The sequence below is a fragment of the Pseudomonas sp. 8(2025) genome (assembly GCF_052665325.1).
In genome coordinates, this window is the sequence record NZ_JBQOIE010000018.1 from 41,227 (window position 1) to 67,635 (window position 26,409).

At 66.6% G+C, this 26,409-nt stretch carries 25 protein-coding genes and 1 riboswitch; of the genes, 16 read left to right on the top strand and 9 right to left on the bottom strand.

The features are described 5' to 3' along the window. Positions 1 to 233 precede the first annotated feature (233 nt). Both ACUXVH_RS27000 and ACUXVH_RS27005 read left to right on the top strand, forming a co-directional pair. Complete coding sequence (locus ACUXVH_RS27000) at positions 234 to 1,019, top strand: hypothetical protein (RefSeq protein ID WP_065363559.1); 786 nt, start codon at positions 234 to 236, stop codon at positions 1,017 to 1,019. A 154-nt stretch (positions 1,020 to 1,173) separates the two neighbouring features. Further along, positions 1,174 to 1,752: a hypothetical protein gene (locus ACUXVH_RS27005; RefSeq protein ID WP_065363558.1), complete on the top strand. Its 579-nt coding sequence runs from the start codon at positions 1,174 to 1,176 to the stop codon at positions 1,750 to 1,752. 13 nt (positions 1,753 to 1,765) lie between these two features. Here ACUXVH_RS27005 and ACUXVH_RS27010 read toward each other — a convergent pair whose 3' ends face one another. From ACUXVH_RS27010 to ACUXVH_RS27030, 5 genes are all read right to left on the bottom strand, one after another. Beyond that, positions 1,766 to 2,482 carry an alpha/beta hydrolase gene (locus tag ACUXVH_RS27010; RefSeq protein ID WP_053150529.1) on the bottom strand — a complete coding sequence of 239 codons (717 nt, stop codon included), beginning with the start codon at positions 2,480 to 2,482 and terminating at the stop codon, positions 1,766 to 1,768. Positions 2,483 to 2,544: 62 nt separating this feature from the next. Beyond that, positions 2,545 to 2,919 (bottom strand): hypothetical protein, encoded by a 375-nt coding sequence (locus ACUXVH_RS27015; protein WP_026020012.1) that lies wholly within the window; start codon positions 2,917 to 2,919, stop codon positions 2,545 to 2,547. Between the two features lie 118 nt (positions 2,920 to 3,037). Continuing rightward, on the bottom strand, positions 3,038 to 4,150 hold the full coding sequence (locus ACUXVH_RS27020) for a succinylglutamate desuccinylase/aspartoacylase family protein (protein WP_065363557.1): 1,113 nt from the start codon (positions 4,148 to 4,150) through the stop codon (positions 3,038 to 3,040). Between the two features lie 103 nt (positions 4,151 to 4,253). Continuing rightward, complete coding sequence (locus ACUXVH_RS27025) at positions 4,254 to 5,033, bottom strand: ABC transporter substrate-binding protein (protein ID WP_011060550.1); 780 nt, start codon at positions 5,031 to 5,033, stop codon at positions 4,254 to 4,256. Between the two features lie 275 nt (positions 5,034 to 5,308). Further along, complete coding sequence (locus tag ACUXVH_RS27030) at positions 5,309 to 5,743, bottom strand: rhodanese-like domain-containing protein (RefSeq protein WP_011060549.1); 435 nt, start codon at positions 5,741 to 5,743, stop codon at positions 5,309 to 5,311. Between the two features lie 103 nt (positions 5,744 to 5,846). Here ACUXVH_RS27030 and ftrA point away from each other — a divergent pair, with 103 nt between their 5' ends. Continuing rightward, entirely contained in the window at positions 5,847 to 6,836 is a 990-nt protein-coding gene (ftrA, locus tag ACUXVH_RS27035; protein ID WP_065363556.1) for a transcriptional regulator FtrA, read from the top strand. Between the two features lie 134 nt (positions 6,837 to 6,970). Here ftrA and cobF read toward each other — a convergent pair whose 3' ends face one another. Next, a complete protein-coding gene (cobF, locus tag ACUXVH_RS27040; protein ID WP_015635042.1) occupies positions 6,971 to 7,732 on the bottom strand; it encodes a precorrin-6A synthase (deacetylating) in 762 nt (253 codons plus the stop codon). Positions 7,733 to 7,923: 191 nt separating this feature from the next. Further along, complete coding sequence (locus ACUXVH_RS27045; protein WP_065363555.1) at positions 7,924 to 8,499, bottom strand: histidine phosphatase family protein; 576 nt, start codon at positions 8,497 to 8,499, stop codon at positions 7,924 to 7,926. Positions 8,500 to 8,853: 354 nt separating this feature from the next. On the opposite strand from ACUXVH_RS27045, the gene ACUXVH_RS27050 reads away from it, so the two are divergent. The 10 genes from ACUXVH_RS27050 (at position 8,854) to ACUXVH_RS27095 (ending at position 20,492) form a co-directional block, all read left to right on the top strand. Beyond that, positions 8,854 to 9,708, top strand: a complete 855-nt coding sequence (locus ACUXVH_RS27050) for a MurR/RpiR family transcriptional regulator (RefSeq protein ID WP_011060545.1) — start codon at positions 8,854 to 8,856, stop codon at positions 9,706 to 9,708. Between the two features lie 2 nt (positions 9,709 to 9,710). Beyond that, positions 9,711 to 10,355 carry an isochorismatase family cysteine hydrolase gene (locus ACUXVH_RS27055; protein ID WP_011060544.1) on the top strand — a complete coding sequence of 215 codons (645 nt, stop codon included), beginning with the start codon at positions 9,711 to 9,713 and terminating at the stop codon, positions 10,353 to 10,355. Further along, on the top strand, positions 10,352 to 11,707 hold the full coding sequence (locus ACUXVH_RS27060) for a glutamine synthetase family protein (protein WP_015635040.1): 1,356 nt from the start codon (positions 10,352 to 10,354) through the stop codon (positions 11,705 to 11,707). Before ACUXVH_RS27055 ends, ACUXVH_RS27060 begins: the two co-directional genes overlap by 4 nt. Further along, positions 11,691 to 12,443, top strand: coding sequence for an N-formylglutamate amidohydrolase (locus tag ACUXVH_RS27065; protein ID WP_011060542.1), 753 nt, complete (start codon positions 11,691 to 11,693; stop codon positions 12,441 to 12,443). The genes ACUXVH_RS27060 and ACUXVH_RS27065 overlap by 17 nt, the downstream gene beginning before the upstream one ends. Positions 12,444 to 12,658: 215 nt before the next feature. Further along, on the top strand, positions 12,659 to 14,008 hold the full coding sequence (locus tag ACUXVH_RS27070) for an APC family permease (protein WP_011060541.1): 1,350 nt from the start codon (positions 12,659 to 12,661) through the stop codon (positions 14,006 to 14,008). A 172-nt stretch (positions 14,009 to 14,180) separates the two neighbouring features. Continuing rightward, positions 14,181 to 15,197, top strand: a complete 1,017-nt coding sequence (locus tag ACUXVH_RS27075; RefSeq protein ID WP_011060540.1) for an arginine N-succinyltransferase — start codon at positions 14,181 to 14,183, stop codon at positions 15,195 to 15,197. Between the two features lie 49 nt (positions 15,198 to 15,246). Continuing rightward, positions 15,247 to 16,320, top strand: a complete 1,074-nt coding sequence (locus ACUXVH_RS27080; protein ID WP_011060539.1) for an arginine N-succinyltransferase — start codon at positions 15,247 to 15,249, stop codon at positions 16,318 to 16,320. A 216-nt stretch (positions 16,321 to 16,536) separates the two neighbouring features. Next, positions 16,537 to 16,740, top strand: a riboswitch (cobalamin riboswitch). A 152-nt stretch (positions 16,741 to 16,892) separates the two neighbouring features. Beyond that, positions 16,893 to 18,818 (top strand): TonB-dependent receptor plug domain-containing protein, encoded by a 1,926-nt coding sequence (locus ACUXVH_RS27085; protein WP_065363554.1) that lies wholly within the window; start codon positions 16,893 to 16,895, stop codon positions 18,816 to 18,818. 11 nt (positions 18,819 to 18,829) lie between these two features. Beyond that, a complete protein-coding gene (locus ACUXVH_RS27090) occupies positions 18,830 to 19,582 on the top strand; it encodes a (2Fe-2S) ferredoxin domain-containing protein (protein WP_065363553.1) in 753 nt (250 codons plus the stop codon). Beyond that, on the top strand, positions 19,575 to 20,492 hold the full coding sequence (locus tag ACUXVH_RS27095) for an ABC transporter substrate-binding protein (protein WP_065363552.1): 918 nt from the start codon (positions 19,575 to 19,577) through the stop codon (positions 20,490 to 20,492). The genes ACUXVH_RS27090 and ACUXVH_RS27095 overlap by 8 nt, the downstream gene beginning before the upstream one ends. Positions 20,493 to 20,588: 96 nt before the next feature. Here ACUXVH_RS27095 and ACUXVH_RS27100 read toward each other — a convergent pair whose 3' ends face one another. Continuing rightward, on the bottom strand, positions 20,589 to 21,671 hold the full coding sequence (locus tag ACUXVH_RS27100; protein ID WP_050783808.1) for a diguanylate cyclase: 1,083 nt from the start codon (positions 21,669 to 21,671) through the stop codon (positions 20,589 to 20,591). Positions 21,672 to 21,907: 236 nt separating this feature from the next. On the opposite strand from ACUXVH_RS27100, the gene ACUXVH_RS27105 reads away from it, so the two are divergent. From ACUXVH_RS27105 to ACUXVH_RS27115, 3 genes are all read left to right on the top strand, one after another. After that, on the top strand, positions 21,908 to 22,834 hold the full coding sequence (locus ACUXVH_RS27105; RefSeq protein ID WP_065363551.1) for an alpha/beta fold hydrolase: 927 nt from the start codon (positions 21,908 to 21,910) through the stop codon (positions 22,832 to 22,834). A 135-nt stretch (positions 22,835 to 22,969) separates the two neighbouring features. Further along, complete coding sequence (gene hglS / locus ACUXVH_RS27110; RefSeq protein ID WP_176707081.1) at positions 22,970 to 24,364, top strand: 2-oxoadipate dioxygenase/decarboxylase HglS; 1,395 nt, start codon at positions 22,970 to 22,972, stop codon at positions 24,362 to 24,364. A 140-nt stretch (positions 24,365 to 24,504) separates the two neighbouring features. Beyond that, positions 24,505 to 25,926: an FAD-binding oxidoreductase gene (locus tag ACUXVH_RS27115; RefSeq protein WP_065363549.1), complete on the top strand. Its 1,422-nt coding sequence runs from the start codon at positions 24,505 to 24,507 to the stop codon at positions 25,924 to 25,926. Between the two features lie 12 nt (positions 25,927 to 25,938). On the opposite strand, the gene ACUXVH_RS27120 is transcribed toward ACUXVH_RS27115, so the two are convergent. Beyond that, on the bottom strand, positions 25,939 to 26,304 hold the full coding sequence (locus ACUXVH_RS27120; RefSeq protein ID WP_065363548.1) for a hypothetical protein: 366 nt from the start codon (positions 26,302 to 26,304) through the stop codon (positions 25,939 to 25,941). Positions 26,305 to 26,409: the final 105 nt, after the last annotated feature.

Genomic DNA, 26,409 nt, shown 5'->3' on the forward strand with positions numbered 1-26,409 from the left:
ACACCTTAAAAACCTATACGACAATTTAATTTTTGTACAATTTTTATAGGAAAAAAATGCCTTTTAAGCCCAAATACTTGTACAAATAAGCCTTTAATCGATTCAATACTTTCTATCTGTACAAGAAAAAACGACCCTGCACTTCACTCCCGGCCACTTCCCTGCCTGCAGATACGCGCCAATCGCTTCGTTGGATGCTAGCGTGGCGCACCGTTCATCCGCCGAGTGCGCCCATGCTGCTGTTGAAACTGCTGACCGTTCCCGGATTTCTGTGGTTGATCTCCCTGGCGAGCAAGCGCTGGGGCCCGAATGTCGCTGGCTGGCTGGCGGGATTTCCCGTGGTGGTGGGGCCGATCCTGCTGTTCCTGGCCCTGGAGCAGGGCCAGGTGTTCGCCACCCATGCCGCGGTGGCGGCCCTGTCGGCGGTGTTCGCGATGATCGCCTTCAGCGTCGCCTATACCCATGCCGCGCAGCGCTTCTCCTGGCCCGGGGCCCTGGCCATTGCGACCCTGGTGTGGGCCTTGCTGGCCACGGTCATCGCCCAGGTGCCGCCATCCCTGGGTTTTTCCAGCCTCTGCGCCGCCAGCGCCCTGCTCCTGGCCCCACGGCTGTTTCCGCCGGTGGGCGAACTGCCCCCCAGCCCGGGGCCGCGCTCCGACAAACTGCCCTACCGGATGCTCGCCGGTGCCCTGCTGACCCTGGCCGTGACCCTGTTGGCCAGCACCGTTGGCGAACGCTGGAGCGGCATGCTCGCGGTGTTCCCGGTGCTTGGCAGCGTCCTTGCGGTGTTCTCCCATCAGAGTCGTGGCGTGGCCTTCACCACTGTCCTGCTGCGCTCCCTGACCACCGGCCTGTACGCCTTCGCCGCCTTCTGCCTGGCCCTGGCACTGGCCCTGCCCCCGCTGGGCATGCTCGCCTTCGCGGTGGCGCTGGCAGCGTCGATGCTGGTCCTGGGGCTGAGCAAGCGGCTGTTGCGAGCCACTGTGCAGGAGCCGGCTGGCCGGCACAGGGGCCCTTGAGTCTTGCACCGGGCTGGCGGAAGTTTTCGCTGGCCAGCCAGCTCCTACAAGCCTTGGCTGGCCGTCATCGGAGCCGCGCTGAAAAATCCTTGTGGAGCAGGCCGCAACGGCCGTGGGATGATGCGCGCCTTTGATCACTGCCCGGAGATTGCGCATGTCATCTTTCGCTAGAAAAGCCCTGGTCCTGGTGTTCGCCACCGTAGCGGGCCTGGGCGCGCTGAACGCGGTCGCCGCCAGCAAATCCGCGGCCAGGCAGGACTCGGGGGAGAAGGTCGCAGTCCTCGACGGCAAGCTCGCCTTCACCCTGCCCAAGGGGTTCAGCGCTTCGGTACTGCCGGCCGGCAGCGAGGCCAATGGCACCGAGGGCGCCAGCGGCACCCTGTATTCCAACTCCACCACCCGTACCGTGGTGATCGCGGCGCAGAACACCATTCCCCATGGGGCCAAGGTCCAGGACAACGACGCCGCCTTTCTCGATGACGCGGTCAGCGGCTTTCTCGCGCAACAGGCCGCGGCGCTGCCGGATTTCAGCAAGCAAAGCGAAAAGAACATGACCCTCAAGGGCCTTGGCGTGCGCCAGATCGACAGCACCGCCACCATGGGCGGCGGCCTGACCCTGAACTCCACCCTGATTGCCGGCTCCGGCACACGCATGGCGGTGATCCAGATAATTTCCCGGGCCACCGACAAGGCCGGCCACACCGCGCTGATGAAGCAGATCCTCGGTCAGTAGACCCCGTGCCGGCTCAGGGGTTGAGCCCCTGCAGCCAGCCCTTGAGGTCGTCGATCTCCGCTTCGCTGATGCTGTGCCCCAGGCCCGGGTAGGCATGGAACTGCGGTTGCAGTGACAACCCCTGCAGCAAGCGCTGGGCATCCACCGCATCGCTGTAGGGCAGGCGCTGGTCAAGGGTGCCATGGCCGATGAAGATGCCCAGGCGCTGCAGGCTCGGGTTGTTCTTCACCTGCGCTGCCAGCACCGGCAGGATCTTCCCGCTCAAGGCGGCGATGCCCCGCACCGACTGCGGATGTCGCAGGCCCACTTCATAGGCCATCACCGCGCCCTGGCTGAACCCCACCAGCACCACCTTGTCCGGCTGGGTCTGGTACTTGGCCAGCGCCGCGCGGACAAACTGGCCGATCAGCTCGGCGCCGCTGGCCAGCTCGCTGGTCACACCGTCGTAGGGGCCCTGGCCCTTGCGGTGGAACCACTGGTAGCTGCCCTCCTCCAGGGTCTGCGGTGCCCGCACCGACACATAGGTGTAGCTCGCCGGCAGGCGCTGGCGAAGGCCGAACAGGTCGGCCTCGTTGCTGCCGTAGCCATGCAGGAAAATCACCAGCGGCTGGTTGCGCGGCTCGGCCGGGGCCTGCTCCAGGTACTTGAGCGGCAGGTCATCGTGCAGTACATCGGCGGCCTGCACCCAAGGCGCGGCCAGCAGCGCCAACAGCGCCAGGTAGCGGATCATGTGTAGCTCCTTGAAGGGGTAAAAACGGGTCGCCAGAGCCTAGCACTGCCAGTCCCGAGCGTTCATCTGCCCAGCCCCCGCCAGGCCAGCGGCAAGCACAGCAGCACCGCCAGCGCAAACCCCACCTGGGACAGGTAGAAGGTCTCCAGCCACTGGCCATGGGCCGCCACGTAGAGGCTGTTGTGCAGCACATCCAGCAGGATGATTGCCAGGGTCAGCAGCAGGCCCCAGCGCGGGCGCACCAACAGCAGCAGCGCCGCCAGCGGATCGAACAGCGTCAGGGAGCCCCAGAAGGCCCGGCTGGCCAGGGGCGTGGCGGCGCCGTAGCCATAATCCCAGAGCAGGCCATGCTCGAAGGCGGCGCGCAGGTGATTGAACGTCGCCGCCAGCAGACACAGGGCGAACAGCAGGCGGATGCACAGCGACACTCGGGGCATGGGCACATCTGTCATAGGAGCCGGCTGGCCGGCGCAGGGCGTGACGCCGGATCAAGGGGTGGGCGCGCTGCAGCTTGCGCTGGCCAGCCAACGCCCGATCGACCCCTGCGGGGGCGGTTCAGTCGTTGATCAGCTTGCCTTCACGAATCGCCTCGCGGCCGGCCACCTTGGCCAGCCAGATGCCCGGCTGGGTGTAGCGCCCACGGTCCAGGGCAAAGAGCACGCCGCTGGTGCCGGCACACACGGTGCTGACGCGATCGCTCAAGGGGTCCACCACTTCGAACAACGCATCGCCACGCTCCACCCACTCTCCGGCATCGCGCAGGAAACTGACCACGCCATGGTGGGGGGCGAACAGGTACTGAGTGCCTTCGAAGGGCATGCCTTCACAGCACTGCTGCGGAGCGGCCGGCCACTCGCCGCTGATCAGCCCCTGTTCGGCGAGAAACCCCAGGATGGCTTCGCAGTTGGCCCGGGCCTGCTGCACCCGGGTGTCGCCCATGCTGCCCAGCTCCAGGGTGGCGGCCAGGTTTGCCGGGGGAATCGCCGCCCGCGGAAAGTCCCGGGCCAGGCGCAGCCAGGGCGCGGAACAGGATTCATCGAAAGAGCTGCCGCCGGAGTCTTCGCACAACAGCGCCACCCCGGCCTTGAGCCGCGCCGCCAGGGACTGCCAGCGAGGCCAGTGCTGGGGCAAGGCATAGAGGTGGATCGCCGCTTCGAAATCGCAATGCAGGTCGAGGGTGATGTCGGCGTCGCAGGCATGGCGCAACAGCAAGCGATGCAGGGCTTGCAGCTGCGAATCAGCCGCTGGCAGCTCATCCAGCACCTGGACCATGGCCCGGCGGATCAGGGCGATATTGGCCGTGGCGTCGTCCCCCAGTTGCTTGCCGATCAAGTCGCCCACCGGGCCGCTGAGCTCGACGAAGGCGCGATTGAAATTCTTGCCGCTGCCCAGCTCGAAACGCCCCAGGTGGCTGCCCTGCACCTGCTGGTCGAGGCCGATGGGATTGGCCACCGGCACCAGCTCGACCACAGCCTGCAGGCGCCCCTGGCTCTCCAGCTGCGCCAGGCGCTGCTTGAGCTCCCAGGCAGTGCGCATGCCGGGCAGTTCGTCGGCGTGCAGGCTGGCCTGGATGTACACCTTGCGCGGGCCGCTGCCAAAGCGGAACACACTGAGCTGGCGCTGGGTGCCCAGGTGGCCCCAGAGCAAGGAATGGTCGATGCGTTGCATGGCAACTCCGGAGATCAGAAAAAGGCGTGGCGCAGAATAAAACAGTGGCGCACAAAAAAGGTGGCTGCCGGCCCCCGGCAACCACCTTTTTCAACGCCCGGGCTTACTCGCCGTAGACGTCGAAATCGAAGTACTTGTCCTGCACTTGCTTGTACTTGCCGTTGGCACGGATCTCGGTGATGGCCTTGTTGAATTTCCCGGCCAGTTCCTGATCCCCCTTGCGCACGGCAATGCCGGCACCGCCGCCGAAGTATTTCGGATCGTTGTACTCAGGGCCCACGAAGGCGAAGCCCTTGCCGGCGTCGGTTTTCAGGAAGCCATCGTCGAGGTTCACCGAATCCGCCAGCAGCGCGTCGACGCGGCCGGAGACCATGTCCAGGTTGGCTTCCTGCTGGGAGCCGTAGCGCACCAGGTCGATGCCCGCCGGCACCAGCACTTCGGTGGCGAAGCGGTCATGGGTACTGGCCCGCAGCACACCGACCTTCTTGCCCTTGAGCTCGGTCAGCGGGTCCTTGATGCTGGTGCCGGCCTTCATCACGAAGCGCGCCGGGGTGTGGTAGTACTTGATGGTGAAATCGACGTTCTTCTTGCGGTCGTCGGTGATGGTCATGGACGACAGGATGGCGTCGATCTTCTTCACCTTCAGCGCCGGGATCAGGCCGTCGAACTCCTGCTCGACCCAGGTGCACTTGGCCTGCATCTGCTCGCACAGGGCGTTGCCCAGGTCGACATCGAAACCGGTGAGCTTGCCGTCGGGGGTCTTCATCGAGAACGGTGGGTAGCCGGCTTCGATACCGATACGGATCGGCTTGGCCTCGTCGGCCGAAGCGGTGAAGGAAAACAGCGACAGTGCCAGGGCACCGAACAGCGCAAACTTGTTCATTTATAACTCCAGGAGACGGAGGCTTTTATTGGCTGGTTTCGATTGGGGGGGCAAATCGAAGTGGCCAGCAGTCTAGAGCGGCTCCCGGGATGCAAATTGTGTTTATGCGACAAATACTTATAAAAAATATGCGCCCGCGATCCTCTGCCTCCTCCCTCGCCCCGGCATGATGCGTTTGCCCCTGAAAATCCCGACGTTCGCCTCAGAACGGGCCATTTTTACCGACACATCCCCGCTAGCCGCAGCCCAAGGCCGCTACTAGCGGAGTCAGCCCTTCAGCAGGCGCAGGACAGATCCGCTCCCTCGCGGCGCGGTTGCCCGGTGCTGAGCTGGAAGCCCTCATCGAGCCAGCCGGTGACACCGCCGATCATCTCCTTGACCGAGTATTCCAGGGCCGCCAGCTTGACCGCCGCCTTGTTCGCGCCATTGCAGTGAGGGCCGGCGCAATACACCACGAACAGGGTGTCGCGAGGATAACCGGCCAGGTGTTCGGCGGTGAGCAAGCGCCCGGGCAGATTGATCGCCCCGGGGACATGGCCACGGGCAAAGGCTTCGGGGCCACGCACATCCACCAGGACAAAATCCACTTCACCGGCCTCCTGGCTGCTGTGGACGTCGGAACAGTCGGTTTCAAAGGTCAGGCGGTTGCAAAAATGCATCAGGGCAATGGCCGAAGGGGCGGCGGCAGTGCTGCGGACCAGGCTGGTCATGGGCGTCTCCAGAAGCTTGCGATTAAGGTGGGAAGGACTTTATAGGCCCTGCCCCACCACGCTAAAGTGGCGACCCGGACACTGACTGGTAACTTTCCGCCAAATGCACAATCACCCTGGACTGGTGGCGATTCTCGCCTACGACGGCCTTTGCACCTTCGAGTTCGGCATTGCCGTGGAGATTTTCGGCCTGGCCCGGCCGGAGTTCGATTTCCCCTGGTACCGGCAAACCATCGCCGCCGTGGACCCCGGCCCGATGCGTGCCCTGGGCGGGATCCAGGTGCTGGCCGACGGGGGCCTGGAGCTGCTGGAGCAGGCGCGGACCATCATCATTCCCGGCTGGCGCAGCCGCGAGCAGGCGCCGCCGCCGAAGTTGCTGGAAGCGCTGCGCCAGGCCCACCAACGCGGTGCGCGGCTGCTGTCGATCTGCTCCGGGGTGTTCGTTCTGGCGGCGACCGGGCTGCTGGATGGTTGTAGCGCCACCACTCACTGGCGCTACGCCCGCGAGCTGGCCGAGGGTTACCCGAATATCCGGGTGGACCCGGATGTGCTCTATGTCGATGCCGGGCAACTGATCACTTCCGCCGGCAGCGCCGCCGGTATCGATGCCTGCCTGCACCTGGTGGCCCGGGATTTCGGCACCCAGGTGGCCAACAGCGTGGCCCGGCGCCTGGTGATGTCGCCGCAACGCACCGGCGGCCAGGCGCAGTTCATTCCCGCACCGGTCAGCCGTACCCCGCGCAGCGACCTGTCGCGAGTCATGCAATGGGCCCGGGAGCGCCTGCATCAACCGCTGAGCGTGAGCGAACTGGCGGCCCGGGCGCTGATGAGCGAACGCACCTTCCTGCGGCGTTTCCACGACGCCACTGGCGCCTCGCCCAAGGCCTGGCTGCAGCATGAACGGCTGGCCCGGGCCAGGGAACTGCTGGAAAGCGGCAGCGAGAGTACCGAAAGCATTGCCCTGCGCTGCGGTTATCGCTCGGTGGAGAGCTTTCGCGTGGCCTTTCGCGGCCTGGTGGGCGTACCGCCGTCGGTGTACCGCGAACGCTTCGGCCGCGGCCTGGAAAGCACCACACCACCGCGCCCGTCGTAGGAACCGGCTTGCCGGCGAAGGGGGCGACGCTGATCCGGCGGCGTCCATCCCGACGCTTTCGCGGGCAAGCCCGCTCCTGCAGAAGAGACGTGCAGGAGCGGGATGCAATCGGTCGATGCGGGTCCGGCGGGGCGTCAGTCCTGGGGTTTGCGCAGCAGGTAGGTGTCCATGATCCAGCCATGGGTCTGCCGGGCCTGCAGGCGCACACGGCGGATTTCGTCGGCCACCTGGTCCAAGGGGCCGCTGATGAGGATTTCATCCGCGGTGCCCAGGTAGGCCCCCCAGTAGATGTCCAGGCCCTGGTTGCGCAGGTGGCGGTAGGAATCCTCGGCGTCGAGCATCACCACCAGGCTGTCGGCGGAACCGGCCTGCCCCGCTGCCAGGCGGCGTCCGGTGGTGATTTCCACGGAGCGGCCAATGCGGTTCAGCGGCACTTTGTGCCGGGCCGTCAGGGCCTGGACACTGGTGACGCCGGGGATCACTTCGTACTCGAACGACGCCGTACCGCTGGCCAGGATCTGCTGCAGGATGCGCAGGGTGCTGTCGTACAGCGCCGGATCGCCCCAGGCCAGAAAAGCGCCGGTTTCACCGTCCGCCAGTTCCTGGTTGATCAGCCGCTCGAAGACCTGCTGCTTGTCGCGGTTCAGGGTCTGCACACTGGCCTGGTAGTCCACGTCGCCGCGCTCGCGCTCGGGGTTCTGCGCCTCGACGTAACGAAAGGGCCGCTCGGTGAGGTAGCGCTCGCACAGCTCGCGCCGCAGGTCGATCAGGGAATCCTTGCTCGGCCCCTTGTCCATGAGGAACACCACGTCGCTGCGGTTCAGCGCCTTGATCGCCTGGATCGTGATGTAGTCGGGGTTGCCGGCGCCGATGCCGATCACCAGGAGGGTTTTCATGGGCTTGCTCTCGCTGTTTTGCCAGCGGGCCAGTATGCGGCGCTTTGGCCTGATGAGAAATGCTTCTGTAGCCCTCTGGGGCGGCGGGCATCGGCGCGGCGAAAGGTGGCCTGGGGCCGTTGCATGTCCGGCTGGAGATGGCCAGGCAAGGCCCCCGGGGCCTTTGCGCAGCCTCGCGGGCTCGGCAGCGGCTACCGGGATGGCGTCGGGGGGCCGGGCAGGCGCAGGCGCCAGCGGCCGGCGTGGCTCAGGTCGAGCCGGGACAGGGGCTCGATGTCGATCTGGTTGAAGCTCGCCAGCGGCGCCTGCAGCACCTGCACCAGCACGGCGCGGATGACGAACGGATGGGTCACCGCCAGCCAGTGGCCCGGGCGCTGCGCCATGACCTCCAGCCATTGCGCCACGCGCTGGCACAACTGGGCCAGGGATTCGCCTCCCGGTGGCGCCAGCTGCGGGTCCTTGAGCCAGGCCTGCAGCGCCTCGGGTTCACGCTCTTGCAGTTCATCGATGCGCAGCCCCTGCCAGGCGCCGAAATCACAGTCGCGCAAGGCGTCCTGCACCTCATGCTCGGCGCTGAACAGCTGGGCGCTCTGGCGGGTACGCAGCTCGGGCCCGCACAACACCCGGATGCTGCGCTTGAAATCACCGGCGCGGCTCAGGGCCTGGGCTTGCCAGTCCAGCTCCAGGGGTTCGTCCCGGGGAAAACGCGCCAGCTTCTGGGCGGCGGTGCGGGCATGGCAGATCAGGGTCAGACGGGTGGCCTGCACGGTGTTTACTCTGGCGTTATCGATTGGCAAACCTACACGGGCCGGGCAGATGCAACATCTTTGCTGCAACCGCCTCCAAGGTTCATTGCAAAACAGCACGCAGGTGCCTGTCCGGTGCGGTCGCGCCACTGTATTCGGCCTGCTCGGCGTAAGCCAGACCCTGTTGCGATCGCTCCCCTACGTCCCGTACCGTGGCTTCCCGCCCCGCCAACAACAGATTCCCACCTGAAACCGCCCCATTTCAGGGCAATTTGATATCAGAGGAAAATTCACTAGACATGTAGCGTCTATTACATAAATATCCATTTCGCCATTTTATGAAATAAAAACGACATCACTTTCCAAGGCACCCCGATGCCCTCTCTCAGAGACCTGATCACCGACCCCGCCCTCGACCTCACGCCCTCCGAGCGCAAGGTCGTGCGGGCCCTGCTCGATCACTACCCGCGCAATGGGCTGGGGCCGATGTCACGCCTGGCGGAACACGCCGGGGTCAGCGATCCGACCATCGTGCGCCTGGTGAAGAAGCTCGGTTTCAGCGGCTACGGCGAATTCCAGGAAGCCCTGCTCAGTGACATGGATGACCGCCTGCGCTCCCCCAGCACCCTGCTGCGCCCGCGTTCGCAAGTGGCCCAGGGCGATACCTGGGGCCGCTACCTGGCCGACAGCCAGCGCGTACTGCAGGACACCCAGGCCCTGACCCAGCCCGAAGACATCCGCGTGCTCATGGACTGGCTGCTGGACAGCCGGCATTCGGTGTACTGCTTCGGCGGCCGCTTCAGCAGCTTCCTCGCCCTCTACCTGTTCAACCACCTGCGGCTGATGCGCCCGGGCTGTTTCTTCCTTGACGACAACGCCCAACTGCCGGACCGCCTGTTCGATGTCCAGCGCCAGGACCTGGTGCTGCTGTTCGACTACCGCCGCTACCAGTCCCAGGCCATGCGCGTGGCCAGTGCGGTCAAGGCACGCAACGCCCGGGTGGTGCTGTTCACCGATATCTATGCCTCGCCGCTGCGGGAGCTGGCGGACCTGGTCATCAGTGCACCGGTGGAATCCTTGTCGCCATTCGACACCCTGGTGCCGGCGCTGGCCCAGGTCGAGGCGCTGGTCGCCTGCCTGACCCCGCGCAGCCCTCATCTTGATCAACGCCTGGAGGGCATCGATGCCCTGCGGGCGGAATTTGCTACCCATGTGCTGGAGGAAAAATAAGGATGTTCAGCCTGCCCCACCGTTCGCCCCGGGACCTGCCCTTCGTCGTCGACCACACCGCCCTGCTGCTGGTGGACATGCAGCGGGCGTGGCTTGAACCGCAGTTCGATCCGCACCTGCAAGGGCCCGAGGGCGAGGCCTTTCTCAAGCGCGCACGAGAGCGCGTGATCCCCAACCAGCAACGGCTGCTGGCGGCGGTGCGCGAGGCGCGGCAGAACGTGCTGCACACCATTATCGAAAGCCTGACCGCCGATGGCCGTGACCGCTCCCTGGACCACAAGCTGTCGGACATGCACCTGCCCAAGGGCAGCCCCCAGGCGGCGATCATTGCCGAACTCGAACCGGTTGAAAACGAGATCGTGCTGCCCAAGACCTCCTCCGGGGTGTTCAACTCCACCAACATCGACTACGTGCTGCGCAACCTGGAAACCCGCCACCTGATCATCGCCGGGATCGTCACCGACCAGTGCGTGGACATGGCCGTGCGCGACGCCGCCGACCGCGGCTACCTGGTGACCCTGGTGGAAGATGCCTGCGCCACCTACGGCGATACCCGGCACCAGGCCTGCCTCAACGCAATCAAGGGCTACTGCTGGATCACCGACACCGACACCGTGCTCGGCCGCCTGCGGGAGATCCGCGGATGAGCCGGGGCCAGGGCATCGAGGCCCTGACCCCGGTGGCCATGACCAGCATCGTCACCACCGACCTGATCGGCGTCACCCGTGGCCGCTCCTTTCCCAGCGATGAGCTGGAGCGCTACAAGGTCGGCGGCTGCGGCTGGGTGCCGGCCAACAGCGCGCTGACGCCCCAGGACCTGATCGCCGAGGACAACCCCTGGGGCGCCTATGGCGACCTGCGGCTGATCCCCGACCTGGACAGCCGGGTCAGTGTCGGCGCCGGGCCGGATGCCAGCGCGGCGCCGCTGGATTTCATCCACGCCGACATCTGCGAGACCGACGGCACGCCCTGGGCGGCCTGCCCGCGCACCCTGCTGCGCAAGGAAATCGAGCGCTACCGCGAGCTGGGCATCCAGATCACCGCGGCCTTCGAGCATGAATTCAACCTCGACACCGGCACCGGCCAGCGCGAACACCTGGCCTTCTCCCTGGAAGCCCAGCGCCAGGGCGCGGCCTTCGGTGGCTGGCTGCTGGCGGCGTTGCGGGCCGCCGGCGCCGAACCGGAAATGTTCCTCCCCGAATACGGCAAGCAGCAGTACGAGATCACCTGCCGGCCGACCCAGGGCCTGGCCGCTGCCGACCGGGCGGTGAACGTGCGCGAGATCACCCGGGAAATCGCCCGGCAACTGGGGCACCGGGTCAGCTTCGCGCCCAAGACTGCCGACGACGCGGTGTGCAACGGGGTGCACCTGCACCTGAGCCTGCAAAACCTGGACGGCGAGCCACTGCTCTACGACCCCCACGCGGTGAGTGGCGACGACCTGTCGAGCCTGGGCCAGCACTGGGCCGCCGGGGTGCTCAGGCACCTGCCGGCGCTGTGCGCCTTCACCGCGCCGACGCCGATTTCCTACCAGCGCCTGCAGCCTCATCACTGGAGCGCCTCCTACGCCTGCCTGGGCCTGCGCAACCGCGAAGCCTCGCTGCGCATCTGCCCGACCCTGAGCCTGGGCGGCAAGCCGGTGGCGCCGCAGTACAACCTGGAATTCCGCGCCCTGGATGCCACCGCCTCGCCGCACCTGGCCATGGCGGTCATCCTGATGGCCGGGCGCCTGGGCCTCGAACAGCAACGGGTGCTCAATGCGGTGACCGACAAGGCCCCCTCGGACCTGAGCGCCGAGCAACGCCTGGCCAGTGGCATCGTGCCGCTGCCGGGCTCCCTGCCCCAGGCCCTGGAATGCCTGCGCGGCAACACTGAACTGCTGCAGTTCCTGCCCCAGGACCTGCTGGCCACCTACTTCGCCGTCAAACAAAAGGAAGTGTCCCTGACCGAGCACCTGACCGCTGCCCAACTCTGTGAGCACTATGGACACCTGTACTAAATCCGCCGAGCTGGGGTTCTACACCGAGCCGGCCTACCGCCTGATCCGTGAAGACTCCGAGCACCCGCTGATTCTGGTGTGCGAACACGCCAGCCACTACATTCCACCGGCCCTGCACGACCTGGGCCTGGACCCGCTGGCGGCCCGCGAACACATCGCCTGGGACCCGGGCGCCCTGGAACTGGCCCAAAGCCTGTCCCAGGCCCTGGGCGCGACCCTGATCGCGGCCAATTACTCGCGCCTGCTGATCGACCTCAACCGACCGCGCCACGCCCCCGACAGCATCCCGCTGCAAAGCGAGATCTATCAGGTGCCGGGCAACCAGCAGCTGGACGAGGCCACTCGCGAGTACCGCCGCCAGCAGCTGTTCACGCCGTTTCACCAGCGCCTGCAAAGGATCATCGACCGGCGCCTGGCCCAGGGCCGTGAAGTGCGGGTGGTGGGGATCCACAGCTTCACCCCGGTCTACTACGGGCAGCCGCGCGCGCTGGAAATCGGCGTGCTGTATGGCAGCGCCACCGACTACGCGGCGCGGATCCTCGAAGGGCTGTGGAGGCTGCCGATCAAGGTGGCGGGCAACCAGCCCTACGAGATCGATCCGTTGAGCGACATGACCGTGCCGGTGCACGGCGACGCCCGTGGCCTGGCGTCGGTATTGATCGAGGTGCGCAACGATCTGCTGCGTACCCCTGAAGCGGTGCAGCACTGGAGCGATACACTGGCGCCGCTGCTGTAGCCGCGGCGAGAGGAAGGTTTCACCGGCGCGCCCCGAAGGACTCACCCGGCGCGCCAAAACGCTGTTTGCAGGACCGGTACAACAACTAGAAAAACCGCTGTGGTGTGTCTTTAAACCCTGCCAGGTTCAAACACGAAAGCGCGGCCCGAGGTGTCAATGACGACCCGCAGGGCCCCGCCTTTACCCACTTACACAGGCTCAAGGAGAACGGCTTCATGGAGATTGAAGAATTCGGCTACAAACAGGAACTCAAGCGCGGGCTGAGCCTGCGTGACCTGGTGGTCTACGGGATGATTTTCATGATTCCCATCGCCCCGTTCGGGGTCTACGGCTACGTCAACCAGGAAGCCCCGGGCATGGTGCCCCTGGCCTACATCATCGGCATGGTGGCGATGGTCTTCACCGCCCTGAGCTACGGCGCCATGGCCCGCGCCTTTCCCATCGCCGGTTCGGTGTATTCCTACGCCCAGCGCGGCCTCAACCCCCATGTGGGCTTTCTTGCCGGCTGGCTGATGCTCCTGGACTACCTGCTGATCCCGCCGCTGCTCTACGTCTACGCGGCCATGGCGCTCAACCACCTGTACCCGGAAGTGCCCAAGGTCGGCTTCATCCTGGCGTTCCTGGTCAGCGCCACCTTCGTCAACCTGCGCGGCATCACCTTCACCGCGCGGATGAACATCCTGTTCCTGCTGGCGCAACTGGCGGTCCTGGGGATCTTCCTGTTCTACGCCTGGAATGCCCTGCACGGTGGCGCCGGCAACGGCCAACTGACCCTGGCGCCGCTGTACAACCCGGAGAACTTCCACTTCGGCATGCTGATGCAGGGCGTCTCGATTGCGGTGCTGTCGTTCCTCGGCTTCGATGCCATCTCCACGCTCGCCGAAGAGGTCAAGGGCGACCCGGGCCGCAGCGTCGGCCGCGCCGCGCTGATCACCCTGGTGGTGATGGGCGCGATCTTCGTGGTACAGACCTGGATCGCCACCGACCTGGCCGCCGGCATGGGCTTCAAGTCCGCCGACACCGCCTTCTATGAAATCGCCGAACTGGCCGCCGGCAGCTGGCTGGCGACCCTCACCGGAGTGGCCACGGCGCTGGCCTGGGGCGTGGCGGTGGCCATCACCTCGCAGGCCGCGGTATCGCGCCTGCTGTTCGGCATGGCCCGCGACGGCAAGCTGCCCAAGGTGCTGGCCAAGGTCCACCCCAAGCACAACACCCCGCACATCAGCATCTACCTGGTGGCGGTGCTGTCGCTGCTGATCTGCTACCTGTTCATCAACTCGGTGGACACCCTGACCTCCCTGGTCAACTTCGGCGCCCTGAGCGGCTTCATGCTGCTGCACATCACCGTGATCAATTTCTACTGGCGCCGGCAGAAGTCCGGCCAGGTGGTGCGCCACCTGATCTGCCCGGTGATCGGCTTCGTGATCGTCAGCGCCATCATGTACAACATGGGCGTGGATGCGCAGAAACTCGGCGCCATCTGGATCCTTGCCGGGCTGGTCTACCTGTTCCTGCTGAACAAGCTGGGCAGCGGTGCCGCCCTGCCCGACCCGCTCAAGCACTAGTTGCACCCGCGCGGCGCCCCAGGGCGTCGCGCCAACCCCGGCGCTGCCAGCAAGAGCGGCCCGGGGACTGGCCGCCGGATGCCGCGGCCATGGAACTGCGTGGTAACCGACAGTGATGTCTGGCCAGTGCCTGCCCCCCGGGGCAAGCGGCCCTTGATACAGGAGTACACCCATGCTGGCCTTGCGTCCGGTGGCGTTATCCGATCTGCCCCAACTGCGGCGCCTGGCCCGCGAACGCCTGCTGGGCGTGACCTCCCTGGTGGATGACGAAACCTGCCTGCGGGACAAGATCCTCGATTCCCAGGCCTCCTTCGCCAAGAGCGAGGCCAGCCAGGGCCCGGAGAACTATTTCCTGGTGCTCGAGGACCTCGACAGCGGCCAGTTGCGCGGCTGCTCGGACATCCTCGCCACTGCCGGTTTTGCCAGCCCGTTCTACAGCCTGCGCAACCGCCCGTTCATCAGCAGTTCCCGGGAGCTGAACATCCAGCACGGGGTGCCCACCCTGTCGCTGTGCCACGACCTCAGCGAACAGACCCTGCTGCGCAGCTTCCATGTCGACCCGCCGCTGGGCGGCACGCCACTGGCCCAGCTCACCTCCCGCGGGCGGTTGCTGTTCATCGCCGCCCACCCCCAGCGCTTCGCCGACAGCTGCATCAGCGAGATCGTCGGCTACAGCGACGCCAACGGCGAGTCGCCGTTCTGGCAAGCCGTGGGCCAGCACTTCTTCGACCTGCCCTATGTCGAGGCCGAGCGCCTGTGCGCCCTGCAGGGCCGCGGCTTTCTCGCCGAACTGATGCCCCAGTACCCGCTGTACATCCCGATGCTGGCGCAGGCGGCCCAGGACTGCATCGGCCAGGTTCACCCGGATGCCCGGGAGGCCTGCCAGATCCTGATCGACGAAGGCTTCGCGCCGACCCAGTACGTCGACCTGTTCGATGCCGGGCCGACACTTCAGGGGCGCAGCCACCAACTGCGCTCGATCGCCCAGAGCCGGGTCGCCACCAGTTACCCCAGCCCCCAGAGCGGCCAGGGCCAGCAGTGGTTGCTGAGCAACGAGCGGCTGCAGGGCTTTCGCGCCATAGTCGCGGCGCTGGACACCGCCCCGGGCGCTGAAATCGGCCTCGACCCGGCCATGTTCCAGGCCCTGCAACTGGCGCCGGGCGAGCCGGTACGGAGCGTTGCCTTATGAACCGGCCCCTGTTGCCCCCCTGCCCGGCGTCATTGCCAGGAGCCCGCCAATGATCGTCCGTCCGATCCGCGTCACCGATCTGCCGGCGGTCTTGAGCCTGCTCGAAGGCAGCTGTCGCGAACTGAACAACCTGTCCACCGACCCCGAGCGCCTGGCCCATCGGGTGCGCTGGGCGCAGCGAGCCTTCGCCAACCAGGTGGAGCGGGCCGATGCCGACTACCTGTTCGTCATGGAAGATGACGAGCAGCAGGTGATCGGGGTCTGCGGCCTGAGCGGCGCCATCGGCCTGCGCGAGCCCTGCTACAACTACCGGGTCGGCACCACCCACGGCAGCGCCCCGGTGCTGGGCATCGAAAAGCACATCCCGACCCTGTTCCTGTGCAACGAGATGACCGGGCAGTCGCTGCTGTGCTCGCTGTTCCTGCGCCGCGATCACCGCCAGGGCTACACCGGCCGCCTGCTGTCCACCGCGCGCCTGCTGTTTGTCGCCGAATTCCCCCGGCTGTTCGGCGACAAGCTGGTGGCCGAACTGCGCGGCCAGCTCGACAGCCAGGGCCGCTCGCCGTTCTGGGACAGCCTGGGGCGGCACTTCTTCAAGATGGGTTTCCAGCAGGCCAATCGCCTGTCCAGCCACGGCAGCAAATCCTTCATCGCCGAACTGATGCCGCGCCAGCCGCTGTACACCTGCCTGCTCAGCCCCCAGGCGCAGGCCGCCATCGGCCAGGCCCACGCCAGCACCGAACAGGCGGTGAGCATCCTGCGCGACGAAGGCTTCAGCCATCAGGGCTGCATCGACATCTTCGATGGCGGGCCGCTGATCGAGGCCGAGGTGGCGAAGATCCGCAGCGTGCGCGAAAGCCAGACCCTGCCCCTGCTGGTGGGCACTCCGGATGCACAGGCGCCGGTGTGGCTGATTCACAACCGGCGCCTGGAAAGCTGCCGCATCACCGCCGCCCCCGGGCGCCTGGTTTCGGGTTGCCTACTGGTGGACCGGCTGACCGCCAAGCGCCTGCAACTGCAGCCGGGCGACTCGGTACGGGCGGTGCCGCTGCTGGCCTGCGAGTCACGCACGGCCCTGCACGCACAGCGGCACCTGGCCCCGCAAAGCGCCCTGCTCCTGTAGCCGCTGCCGCAGGCTCGGGCCGCGTTCGAAAGAACGGCCCGCAGGGGCGCGAAATCTCAAGACCGCTGAGGTGCTCGACATGAGACTGCCAAGCAAGGCCCTGCGGGCCTTTGCGCAGCCTCGCGGGCTCGGCAGCGGCTACAGAGGCGTCAGGGCGATGAATCCGGTAACACCTGGCGGCAGGCGCAACGTTGACGAACGCCGGGGCGGATGTTCATATGCCGCCCAGTTTCAGGTGCCTCCTGCCGCCGTGCAGGAGGTGAAACGGGAAACCGGTGCGCCCCTTTTCGGGCAAGTCCGGTGCTGCCCCCGCAACGGTAAGCGAGTGCTGCATTCAACAGGCCACTGTACCCAAGGTATGGGAAGGCGAATGCCGCCAGACTCGCAAGCCCGGAGACCGGCCTGTGACGTCTGTTTGGCAATCCTGCGGTGGGCGGGCATGGGCCGGTATGGTCGCGTGCCCGTGGCCGATACCCTCTCCTGCGTGCTTCCCGAAGACACTTTCGAGAAGACCAACAATGACAACACCTGACGCTTTCCTTGCACGCGACTGGCGTGCACCTGGCCGCACCATGAGCGGCGCCCTGCTCGGCTGCCTGTTCAGCCCCCTGCTGCTGGCGGACGACAGCCCCCTGACGCTGGACCGGCAATTTGTTTCCGCCCCCTCGGTGGAGTCCACCACGGTGGCCGAAATGGCCCGGTACGGCAGCAAGGTGGAGATCATCGACCGCCAGCAGATCGAACGCGCCGGCCCCAGCAGCGACATCACCCGGGTCCTGCAGATGTACGTGCCGGGGCTGTATGTGGCGCCCAAGAATGGCCCCTTCGACTACGGCACCTATTCCCTGCTGGGCGGGCGCAACGACGACACCCTGATCCTGCTGGAAGGCGTGCGCCTGAACAACCGCCTGTACGGCGGCCTGTACCTGGATACCCTGCCGGCCAACGCCATCGAGCGCATCGAGGTGCTCAAGGGTGGCCAGAGCCTGCTGTTCGGTACACAAGCGGTGTCCGGGGTGATCAACATCGTCACCCGCAGCCCGCAGACCCGCGACGTCTCCGGCGAGGTCAACCTGGGCCTGGACAGTTTCATGGGCAGGAGCGGCGACGCCCGCACCGAGCAAATCCTCAGCAACGGCCTGGGCGAGCTGGGGCTGTTGGCCTATGTCAGCCACAACGTCTCCGATGGCTACCAGCCATTTCGCAACAGCGCCTACAACGCCAACACCCGGGACAAGAAACGCAGCTATGAAGTGACCACCTTCGGCGCCAAGGCGATCCAGGGCCTTGGCGACGCTTCGCGGCTGGAACTGTTCTACCAGTACAGCGACGCCAACCTGGATTTCGCCCGCCCGGTGAACAACCGGAAAACCACCAACGACCGCATCCAGCAGATCGCCACCGCGACCTTCGAGCAGCGCCTGGGCGAAGGCTTCAGCTACTTCGTCAAGGGCCATGTCAACGACTGGGACACCCGCTACACCAGGATCGACAGCCTCGACGACGCCAGCCTCAAGGTGCGCAACCACAACGACTACTGGGGCTTCACCGACTGGGGCCTGCAGGCCGAGGGCAAGGCCGAGCTGGACGGCGGCCACGTGCTGGTATTGGGCACCGACAACCAGTGGTTCAAGGGCCAGGACGACGTGCTCAAGATCGACAACAAGCAGGCCCAGGCCAATGCCCTGTACACCCAGCTGCGCCCGGTGTTCGACGCCCTGCCCGACTGGCACCCGAGCCTGGGCGTGCGCCACGAGAAAATCAGCGGCGGCGAAAGCGCCACCGTGGGCATGCTCACCTCGCTCTACGACCTGACGCCCCACTGGCAACTGCGCGGCCAGTACGGCAGCGCCTTCAAGCTGCCCAACGCCGAGCAGCTGTACGCCAACGAGGACTACGAAAAAGGCAACCCCGACCTCAAGCCGGAAAAGAGCCTCAATGCCGAGCTCGGCCTGGACTACAAGGGCAGCCTGCTGGCCGGCGAATTCAACGCCAGCGTCAGCGCCTTCCACCGCAAGATCGACGACCTGATCACCCTCGACGCCAACGATGTCTGGAGCAACGGCCAGGGCCGGATCAAGGTGCGCGGCATCGAACTCGACGGGCGCTGGCAGTTCAGCCCGCAATGGACCCTGCAGGCGGACATGACCCGCAACCTGGTGGAGTCGCGCAACGGCGTGACCCTGAGCAACATCCCCGGTTTCTTCGCCCGTTCGCGGCTGGGCTTCGAAGCCCCGGACCGGATGTGGGGCGTGGGTGGCGCGGTCCGCTACATCGGCCAGATCGACAGCCCGAAGAACGTCGACTACGGCCACTATTCGGTGGTCGACGTCGATGCCTATCGCTACCTGGATACGGCCCAGCAGCACCGCCTGAGCCTGCTGGTGGAGAACCTGTTCGACCGCGACTACAGCACCAGCATGACCAGCACCTCGCCCTCGGTGGACAACCTGGGGCGCCCCTTCACCACCGAAGTGCGCTACACCTACCGCTTCTGAGGCCGACCGACATGCATGAGAACTATCAACGGGTGCTGTTCGTCGGCCCCGGCCTGCACGGCGGCGCCCTCGGCGAAGCCTTTCGCAAGGAGCTCCAGGCCCTGCGCGGCGACGGCGCCGACACCCGGGTGATCGACACCCTGGACGGCTTCGACAGCCTCTGGGCGGCGCTGGGCGAAGCCCTGCCCGAGGACGGCGCGAAGCTGCTGGTGGTGGACCTGGAACCCAGCTCCGACAGTGCCTACCTGGACTGGCTGCGCGATGAGCTGGGGCGCCTGGCCCAGGCCCACCCCCAGGCACCGCGGCTGTGGATCACCGCCCAGGCCCTGGGCCGGCGCGGGCTGGACGCGGCCCTGGCCTGCGCCAGCATCGGCCAGCGCGAGCGCCACCTGGCCTGCGACAACGTCAACGCGGTGCAGAGCGACCCGGACTGGTCGCGGGTGCCGCCCCATGCCCGCCAGGTGTTCCTGTGCACCGGCCCGCGCTGCGTGCGGCGCGGCGCCCTGGCGCTGTGGAAGATCCTGCGCCGCGAACTGCTGCGCCTGGAGCACATGGAGACGCCCGGTGGCGTGCTGCTGACCCGCACCGCCTGCCAGTTCCCGTGCAACCTGGGGCCGGTACTCACCGTGCACCCGGACGGCTGCTGGTACCGGGTGCGCGATGACGGCGAGGTGCTGCGCCTGGTGCAGCAGCACCTGGTCCAGGGCGAACCGGTGGCGGATCTACGGATTCCCGCGCCCTACGGAGGAACGGCGGATGCCTAGCAGACTGCTCGGCCTGCTGCTGTGGCTGGCGGCCCTGCCAGCCCTGGCACACAGCTACCAGAACTGTGGCCGGACCTGGACGGTGGATGGCCCGCCCCAGCGCATCGTCGCCCTCAACCAGCACAGCGCCGACCTGCTGCTGGCCCTGGGTGCCGGGCCGTCGATGATCGGCGTCGCCTATCTGGACGACGATGGCCAGGCCCAGGCCGAAGGGCTTTACCACGGCGTGCCGGTCATCGCTCGCCAGTACCCGTCGGCAGAAGTGCTCTACAGCCTGAAACCCGACCTGGTGGTGGGCGGCTTCGCCTCGGCCTTCCCGGAAAACTTCAGCTCCCGGCAACGCCTGGAAGCCATAGGTGTGGGCAGCTACCTGCTGGAATCGGCCTGCGCCGGGCATGACCAGGACTACTTCGGGCATATCCGCCGCGACCTGCTGACCCTGGGCCGGCTGCTGCGCCAGGAGGCCCGCGCGCAGCAACTGGTGGGCCAGATGGATGCCGACCTGGAGGCCGCCGCGGCCCTGTACCACGAGCGCCCGACGCCTTCGGTGTTCTACCTGGACAGCGAAGTCAACGGCCTGGCCAGCCAGGGCCAGCGCGGGTTTGTCGGCGTGCTGCTGCAAGCGGCCGGTGCGCGCAACAGCTTTGCCGCCATCGACCGCCCGCGCCTGACCGTGGACAGCGAGACCCTGCTGGCCAACGACCCCGACGCCATGCTCCTGGCCGACGCCCTGTGGTCGCCCGCCCGGCGCAAACGCCAGCTGCTGCACAGCGACCCTGTGCTGTCGCGATTGCGCGCGGTGCGCGAAGACCGACTGATCGACATCCCCTTCGCCCGACTGGTGCCGGGCATCGCCAGCGGCCGCACCGCCCTGGAACTGGCCCGGCGCCTGCACCCCACCCACGACTGACCCCCACCCCCGTAGGAGCCGGCTTGCCGGCGAAGGGAACACCCCCGATCCCTCGGCGTACCCACAGACGCCTTCGCGGGACACAAGGAACAGCGGCTACAGGGAGTTGAGCAAACGCCTGGACGGCTGCTCCGGCGGGTGGCAGGTGACGTTGTTGCGGCCGCAGGTCTTGGCCGCATACAGGGCCTGGTCGGCATCGTTGAGCCAGCCCATGGCGTCGTCGTGCAGGGGGTTGAAGGCCGCCAGGCCGATGCTCAGGCTGACCTGCAGCGCCGGGCTCTGTTCATAGCCCAGGGCCCCAAAACGACCGCGCAGGGCCTCCATCAGTTCGGCGGCATGAGCCAGGGGCACGTCCGGCAGGATCACGCAGAACTCGTCGCCGCCATAACGTCCGGCCTGGTCGCTGACCCGCAGGTTCTGGCGCAGCAGCTTGCTCAACTGGCGCAGCACCACATCCCCGGCCACATGGCCGTAGGTGTCATTGATGGCCTTGAAGTGGTCGATGTCGATCAGGGCGATGGCGCCACCATGGGCCTGGCGCTTGCAGCGTTGGAACTCGATCTCCAACTGGTCCTTCCAGGCGCCATGGTTGAGCAGCCCGGTCAGGCTGTCGGTGCGGCTCAGGGCCAGCAGCTCGCGCTTGTGCCGGCCCAGGGTCACCGCCTGCTGATAGCAGATGTAGCCCAGGGCCAGCGGGTACAGGGTCAGCATCGGCAGGCAGGCATACACCTGCTCGGGGGTGGTCTGGGCGACAAACGCCGGCCCGAACAGCCACAGGGCAACGCCCATGCCCAGCACTTGGGCCGCACTGCCGGCGAGGAAGAAACGTAACCCGCCCAGGGCCATGTTGTTCATGGCCATCATCCCCAGGGTGGTGGCCAGCGGCAGCGGATTGAAGTGCATGGCGCCGACCCAGAAGCCCCCCAGCAGCGAATCCACCAGCAGGTTGCGGTACTCGGCACGAAACGGCACCCGGGCCAGCCGCGCCCATTGGTAGGCCAGGTGCGGCCAGGCAAATGCATTGAACAGCATGAAGCCCCAGACCCAGGGCGCCGGTTGCAGGGGCGCCATCCCCGCGGCCACGCAGAAAAACCCCAGGGCCAGGCCCAGGGTCCGTGACCGATAAAGCCTCCTGGCCAATGACAGTCCCTTCCCTCTGGTGTCCTGCGCAGGGAGCAAGTCGCCTCCGATCAGCAATGGGTAAAGGTGGAACGAGCGGGTGGCAAGCAACCGGTGAAAGTCTATCAGTCGCGTTTCAAAGCGCCATCACTGCCAACGCCCAGTTTCGGCCTGCCAGCGCCAGCAGGTGGGGAATATTTGGCTATAACTGAGGGGCGGCCGATAACCGACTTCGCAGTGGCGAGCACGGCGCGCGCCGCCCCTGAGCCGTTCCACCCTGCCCCTGGAGGCCGCCGATGCTGGTGATCCTGGTCCTGCTGCTCCTTGCCGCACTCTGGTGCTACCGCACCTACCCGCGCATCGGCCACCTGCTGTACGACGCCAGCGTGGCCCTGGAAGCACGCCTGTACCGGCTGCAGAAAGTCCCGGTGCAGATCGGCGAAGAGACCCTGATGACCTACCAGGGCGGCCCGGCCCAGGCGCCGGTGATCCTGCTGCTGCACGGCCTGAGCGCGGACAAGAGCATCTGGCTGCGTTTTGCCCGGCACTTCAACCGCGACTACCGGTTGCTGATCCCGGACCTGGGCGGCCATGGCGAAACCGCCTATGCCGCCCACCAGGACTACCGCGTTCCGGCCCAGGCCCAGCGCCTTTTGCGCTTGCTCGACGCCTGCGGCATCCAGCGGGTGCAGGTGATCGGCAACTCCATGGGCGGCTATATCGCCGCCTGGCTGGCCGCCCATGCCCCGCAACGGATCAGCGGCCTGGCGCTGTTCGACCCGGCCGGCGTCGAAGCCCCCGAGACCAGCGACCTGCAGCACCTGCTGGAACAGGGCAAGAACCCCTTCCTGGTCCGCTCCCGCGCCGACTTCCAGCACTTCTACAACCTGACCATGGCCGCCCCGCCCTGGGTACCCGAAGCAGTGCTGGCGGCCATCGCCGAACGCTATCAGGCGCGCCGCGGGCAACTGGCGCGGATCTTCGCCGAGCTCCAGGCCAGCCCGCCCATGGAGCCCGAGCTGGCGAAGATCCAGGCCCCGACCCTGCTGCTCTGGGGCCGCGAGGACCGCCTGCTGCACCCCAGCAGCGCCCAGGTCTGGGCCAAGGGCCTGCCCCAGGCCCAGGTGCAACTCTGGGAGGGCATCGGGCATATGCCCATGGTCGAACGCCCGGTGCGCAGTGCCCGGCTGTACCAGCAGTTCCTGGAACGCCAGCGGCACTGACAGCGGCCCGCTCATGCATTCATTTGCAGAATGAAGTTCAGAGGAAACTTCGTTTGTCAGCCTCGGGCAGGCCCAGCAGAATCGAGGCCGATCCGCCCTTTCACGCCTCGCCCCTCTGCCACGGGAAGCCTGTTCATGAGCAACCAGCACTTCGTCAGCCCGGACCTGATCCGCCAGGGATTTTCCCGGGCGATGTCGGACATGTACCGCGAGGAGGTGCCGCTCTACGGCGCCCTGATGGAGCTGGTGGCCGAAGTCAACGCCCAGGTCCTGGAGCGGCAGCCGGCACTTGCCCGGCACCTGCAGAGCAGCGGTGAACTGCAGCGCCTGGACCTGGAGCGCCACGGCGCGATCCGCGTCGGCAGCGCCGCCGAGCTGGCGACCCTGGCCCGGCTGTTCGCGGTGATGGGCATGCAGCCGGTGGGCTACTACGACCTGACCCCCGCCGGGGTGCCGGTGCATTCCACGGCCTTTCGCGCGGTGCACGAAGCGGCCCTGCAAGTCAGCCCGTTCCGGGTCTTCACCTCGCTGCTGCGCCTGGAGCTGATCGACAACCCGGAGCTGCGCAGCTTTGCCGAACAGGTCCTGGCCCGGCGCCAGATCTTCACCCCCCAGGTGCTGGAACTGATCCAGCAGGCCGAGGCTGCCGGAGGCCTGGACGCCGAAGACGCCGAGCACTTTATCCGCCAGGCCCTGGAAACCTTCCGCTGGCACCACCACGCCACGGTGACCGCCGCCCAGTACGCCAGCCTCAGCGCCCAGCACCGGCTGATCGCCGACGTGGTGGCCTTCAAGGGCCCGCACATCAACCACCTGACCCCGCGCACCCTGGACATCGATGAAGTGCAACGGCTGATGCCTGCCCGCGGCATCACCCCCAAGGCGGTGATCGAAGGCCCACCGCGCCGGGAATGCCCGATCCTGCTGCGCCAGACCAGCTTCAAGGCCCTGGAGGAATCCGTGGCCTTCACCGACCAGGCCCAGAGCCAGGGCAGCCACAGCGCGCGTTTCGGCGAGATCGAACAGCGCGGCGCGGCGCTGACCCCCAAGGGCCGCGAGCTCTACGACCGCCTGCTGAACGCCGCCCGCGACGCCCTGGGCGACTTCCCCAACGAAGCCAATGCCCAACGCTACAACCAACTGATGCAAGAGCACTTCAGGGAATTTCCCGACAGCCACCCGGCCATGCGCGAACAGGGCCTGGCCTACTTTCGCTACTTCGTCAGCGAAACCGGGCTGGCCGCGCGCAACCAGCCCCAGCGGCCCACCACCCTGGCAGCGCTGCTGGCGGCCGGGCACCTGAGCGCCGAACCCCTGGTGTATGAAGATTTCCTGCCGGTCAGCGCCGCCGGGATCTTCCAGTCCAACCTGGGGGACGACAGCCAGAGCCACTACGCCGGGCAATCCAACCGCCAGGCGTTCGAAGCCGCCCTGGGCCGCCCCACCCTCGACGAACTGCAGCTCTACGCCCAGACCCAGCAGCGCTCCCTGGAGCACTGCGCCGCCACCCTGGGCCTGCCGGCGCTCTAAGGCGCAGGGCAGGCCCGCGGGCCGATGCCGGCCTTGCAGCCGGTGCGCTGCCCCCATGGTCATGGACCCGTCGCGGCGTTATTCTGCCGCCACTTGCGCCCCCATCAGCGGCGCGCCACCACCAGGGATGGACACAGCGAATGAGATTCGCGATCGGCCTGTTTTTATGCGCGGCACTCGGCGGCGCACTCACCACCCACGCCGCAGAAACCGTCAACGACATCACCCAGCTCAACCCCATAGTGGTAGACCAGGTGGTGCGCCCCACCCGCCTGGAGCAGATCGTCCAGCTGGTGGCCGGGCACCCCGGCCCCATCGCCATTGGCGGCGGGCGCTACAGCATGGGCGGCCAGACCGCCACCGAGCACGCCCTGCAGATCGACATGCGCGGCTTCAACCGGGTGCTCGACTTCTCCAAGGAACGCAAGGAAATCACCGTGCAGCCGGGCATCACCTGGCGCGCCGTGCAGGACTACATCGACCCCCACGACCTGTCCGTGAGCATCATGCAGAGCTACGCCAACTTCACCGTCGGCGGCGCCCTGAGCGTCAACGCCCATGGCCGCTACATCGGCTACGGCCCGCTGGTGAGCTCGGTGAAATCCATCAAGCTGGTGCTGGCCGACGGCCAAGTGGTGGACGCCAGCCCGCAGCACAACCGCGACCTGTTCTACGGCGCCATCGGCGGCTACGGCGGCCTGGGGGTGATCGTCCAAGCCACCCTGCAACTGAGCGACAACGTGCGCCTGCTGCGCAGCGTCGACGAGATGCCCCTGGGGGACTACCGCCCCTACTTCCAGGCCCGGATCCAGAACAACCCCAAGGTCATCCTGCACAACGCCGTGCTCTACCCCGACCAGTACCAGACCCTGCGCGCGGTTTCCTACAGCCAGACCGACCTGCCGGTCACGGTCAAGGAACGCCTCACGCCCCTGGACCAGAACTACTGGAAAGAACAGAAGGCCCTGAAAGTGGTGAGCCAGTGGCCCGGCGGCAAGACCCTGCGCCAGGAAGTGATCGACCCCCTGGTGCTGAAAAAACCGCAAGTGTCCTGGCGCAACCACGAAGCCAGCCTCGATGTGCGTGAACTGGAACCCGACTCCCGGGCCAAGCGCACCTACGTGCTGCAGGAATACTTCGTGCCCCCCGACCAGCTGGAAAGCTTCGTCCAGGAGATGGGCGCGACCCTGCGGGCGCACAAGGTCAACGTGATCAACCTGTCGATCCGCCACGCCAAGGCCGACCCGGGCACCCTGCTGGCCTGGGCCAAGACCGAGGTCTTCGCCCTGGTGCTGTACTACCAGCAGAGCACCGCGCCAGAGGAACGGGAAAAAGTCGGCGTATGGACCCGCGCCCTGGTGGACAGCGCCATCAAGCGCGGCGGCAGCTACTACCTGCCGTACCAGATCCACGCCACGGCCCAGCAGTTTCGCGCGGCCTATCCACGGGCCGGGGAGTTCCTGGCGCTGAAGGCCCGGGTCGATCCGCAGAACAAGTTCCGCAACAAGTTGTGGGATGCCTATGGGCTGGGGGCCACAGGGGATGGGGCTGCCCAACCTTAAGGCCGGGGGCCATCAATGGGCCGCGGAGCGCAGTGGCGCCAATACCTTGCGTTGCTGCAGGTAAATCACTCCGTCACCGTCGAAGGCCAGCACCTTGTCGGTGGTCAGGGCGCTGGCGTCGCCGTCCTCGTACTTGAGCCAGCCCTCATCCCACAAGCCGCCACTTTCATGACGCACCTGCACAAAGAAATAAGGCGGCTCGGAGCGGGTGATCTCAATGTAATGCCCACCATCGGGCCCCCCCTGCCACCGCGCATCAGGGTGCTCGGCCAATACATGGGCCGGCGTCGTGGAGAAGCCGTTCTTGAACACGACCACCGCCAGCAATACCAGAGCCAGTACGCCCACCGACATGAGCAAACGTTTTAACCAGATCAATCCAGGATCTCCGCTATCATTCACCGCCCTCGACCTGTCCCGGTCGGGCAATCGCGCATTCTGTTGAAGGCCCGCGCAGTGTGCAATAACAAGCGCAGTGGCCGC

Coding starts and splice junctions, on each gene's coding strand:
- ACUXVH_RS27000 (WP_065363559.1), top strand. CDS start 234: ATGCTGCTGTTGAAACTGCTGACCGTTCCCGGATTTCTGTGGTTGATC.
- ACUXVH_RS27005 (WP_065363558.1), top strand. CDS start 1,174: ATGTCATCTTTCGCTAGAAAAGCCCTGGTCCTGGTGTTCGCCACCGTA.
- ACUXVH_RS27010 (WP_053150529.1), bottom strand. CDS start 2,482: ATGATCCGCTACCTGGCGCTGTTGGCGCTGCTGGCCGCGCCTTGGGTG.
- ACUXVH_RS27015 (WP_026020012.1), bottom strand. CDS start 2,919: ATGCCCCGAGTGTCGCTGTGCATCCGCCTGCTGTTCGCCCTGTGTCTG.
- ACUXVH_RS27020 (WP_065363557.1), bottom strand. CDS start 4,150: ATGCAACGCATCGACCATTCCTTGCTCTGGGGCCACCTGGGCACCCAG.
- ACUXVH_RS27025 (WP_011060550.1), bottom strand. CDS start 5,033: ATGAACAAGTTTGCGCTGTTCGGTGCCCTGGCACTGTCGCTGTTTTCC.
- ACUXVH_RS27030 (WP_011060549.1), bottom strand. CDS start 5,743: ATGACCAGCCTGGTCCGCAGCACTGCCGCCGCCCCTTCGGCCATTGCC.
- ftrA (WP_065363556.1), top strand. CDS start 5,847: ATGCACAATCACCCTGGACTGGTGGCGATTCTCGCCTACGACGGCCTT.
- cobF (WP_015635042.1), bottom strand. CDS start 7,732: ATGAAAACCCTCCTGGTGATCGGCATCGGCGCCGGCAACCCCGACTAC.
- ACUXVH_RS27050 (WP_011060545.1), top strand. CDS start 8,854: ATGCCCTCTCTCAGAGACCTGATCACCGACCCCGCCCTCGACCTCACG.
- ACUXVH_RS27055 (WP_011060544.1), top strand. CDS start 9,711: ATGTTCAGCCTGCCCCACCGTTCGCCCCGGGACCTGCCCTTCGTCGTC.
- ACUXVH_RS27060 (WP_015635040.1), top strand. CDS start 10,352: ATGAGCCGGGGCCAGGGCATCGAGGCCCTGACCCCGGTGGCCATGACC.
- ACUXVH_RS27065 (WP_011060542.1), top strand. CDS start 11,691: ATGGACACCTGTACTAAATCCGCCGAGCTGGGGTTCTACACCGAGCCG.
- ACUXVH_RS27070 (WP_011060541.1), top strand. CDS start 12,659: ATGGAGATTGAAGAATTCGGCTACAAACAGGAACTCAAGCGCGGGCTG.
- ACUXVH_RS27075 (WP_011060540.1), top strand. CDS start 14,181: ATGCTGGCCTTGCGTCCGGTGGCGTTATCCGATCTGCCCCAACTGCGG.
- ACUXVH_RS27080 (WP_011060539.1), top strand. CDS start 15,247: ATGATCGTCCGTCCGATCCGCGTCACCGATCTGCCGGCGGTCTTGAGC.
- ACUXVH_RS27085 (WP_065363554.1), top strand. CDS start 16,893: ATGAGCGGCGCCCTGCTCGGCTGCCTGTTCAGCCCCCTGCTGCTGGCG.
- ACUXVH_RS27090 (WP_065363553.1), top strand. CDS start 18,830: ATGCATGAGAACTATCAACGGGTGCTGTTCGTCGGCCCCGGCCTGCAC.
- ACUXVH_RS27095 (WP_065363552.1), top strand. CDS start 19,575: ATGCCTAGCAGACTGCTCGGCCTGCTGCTGTGGCTGGCGGCCCTGCCA.
- ACUXVH_RS27105 (WP_065363551.1), top strand. CDS start 21,908: ATGCTGGTGATCCTGGTCCTGCTGCTCCTTGCCGCACTCTGGTGCTAC.
- hglS (WP_176707081.1), top strand. CDS start 22,970: ATGAGCAACCAGCACTTCGTCAGCCCGGACCTGATCCGCCAGGGATTT.
- ACUXVH_RS27115 (WP_065363549.1), top strand. CDS start 24,505: ATGAGATTCGCGATCGGCCTGTTTTTATGCGCGGCACTCGGCGGCGCA.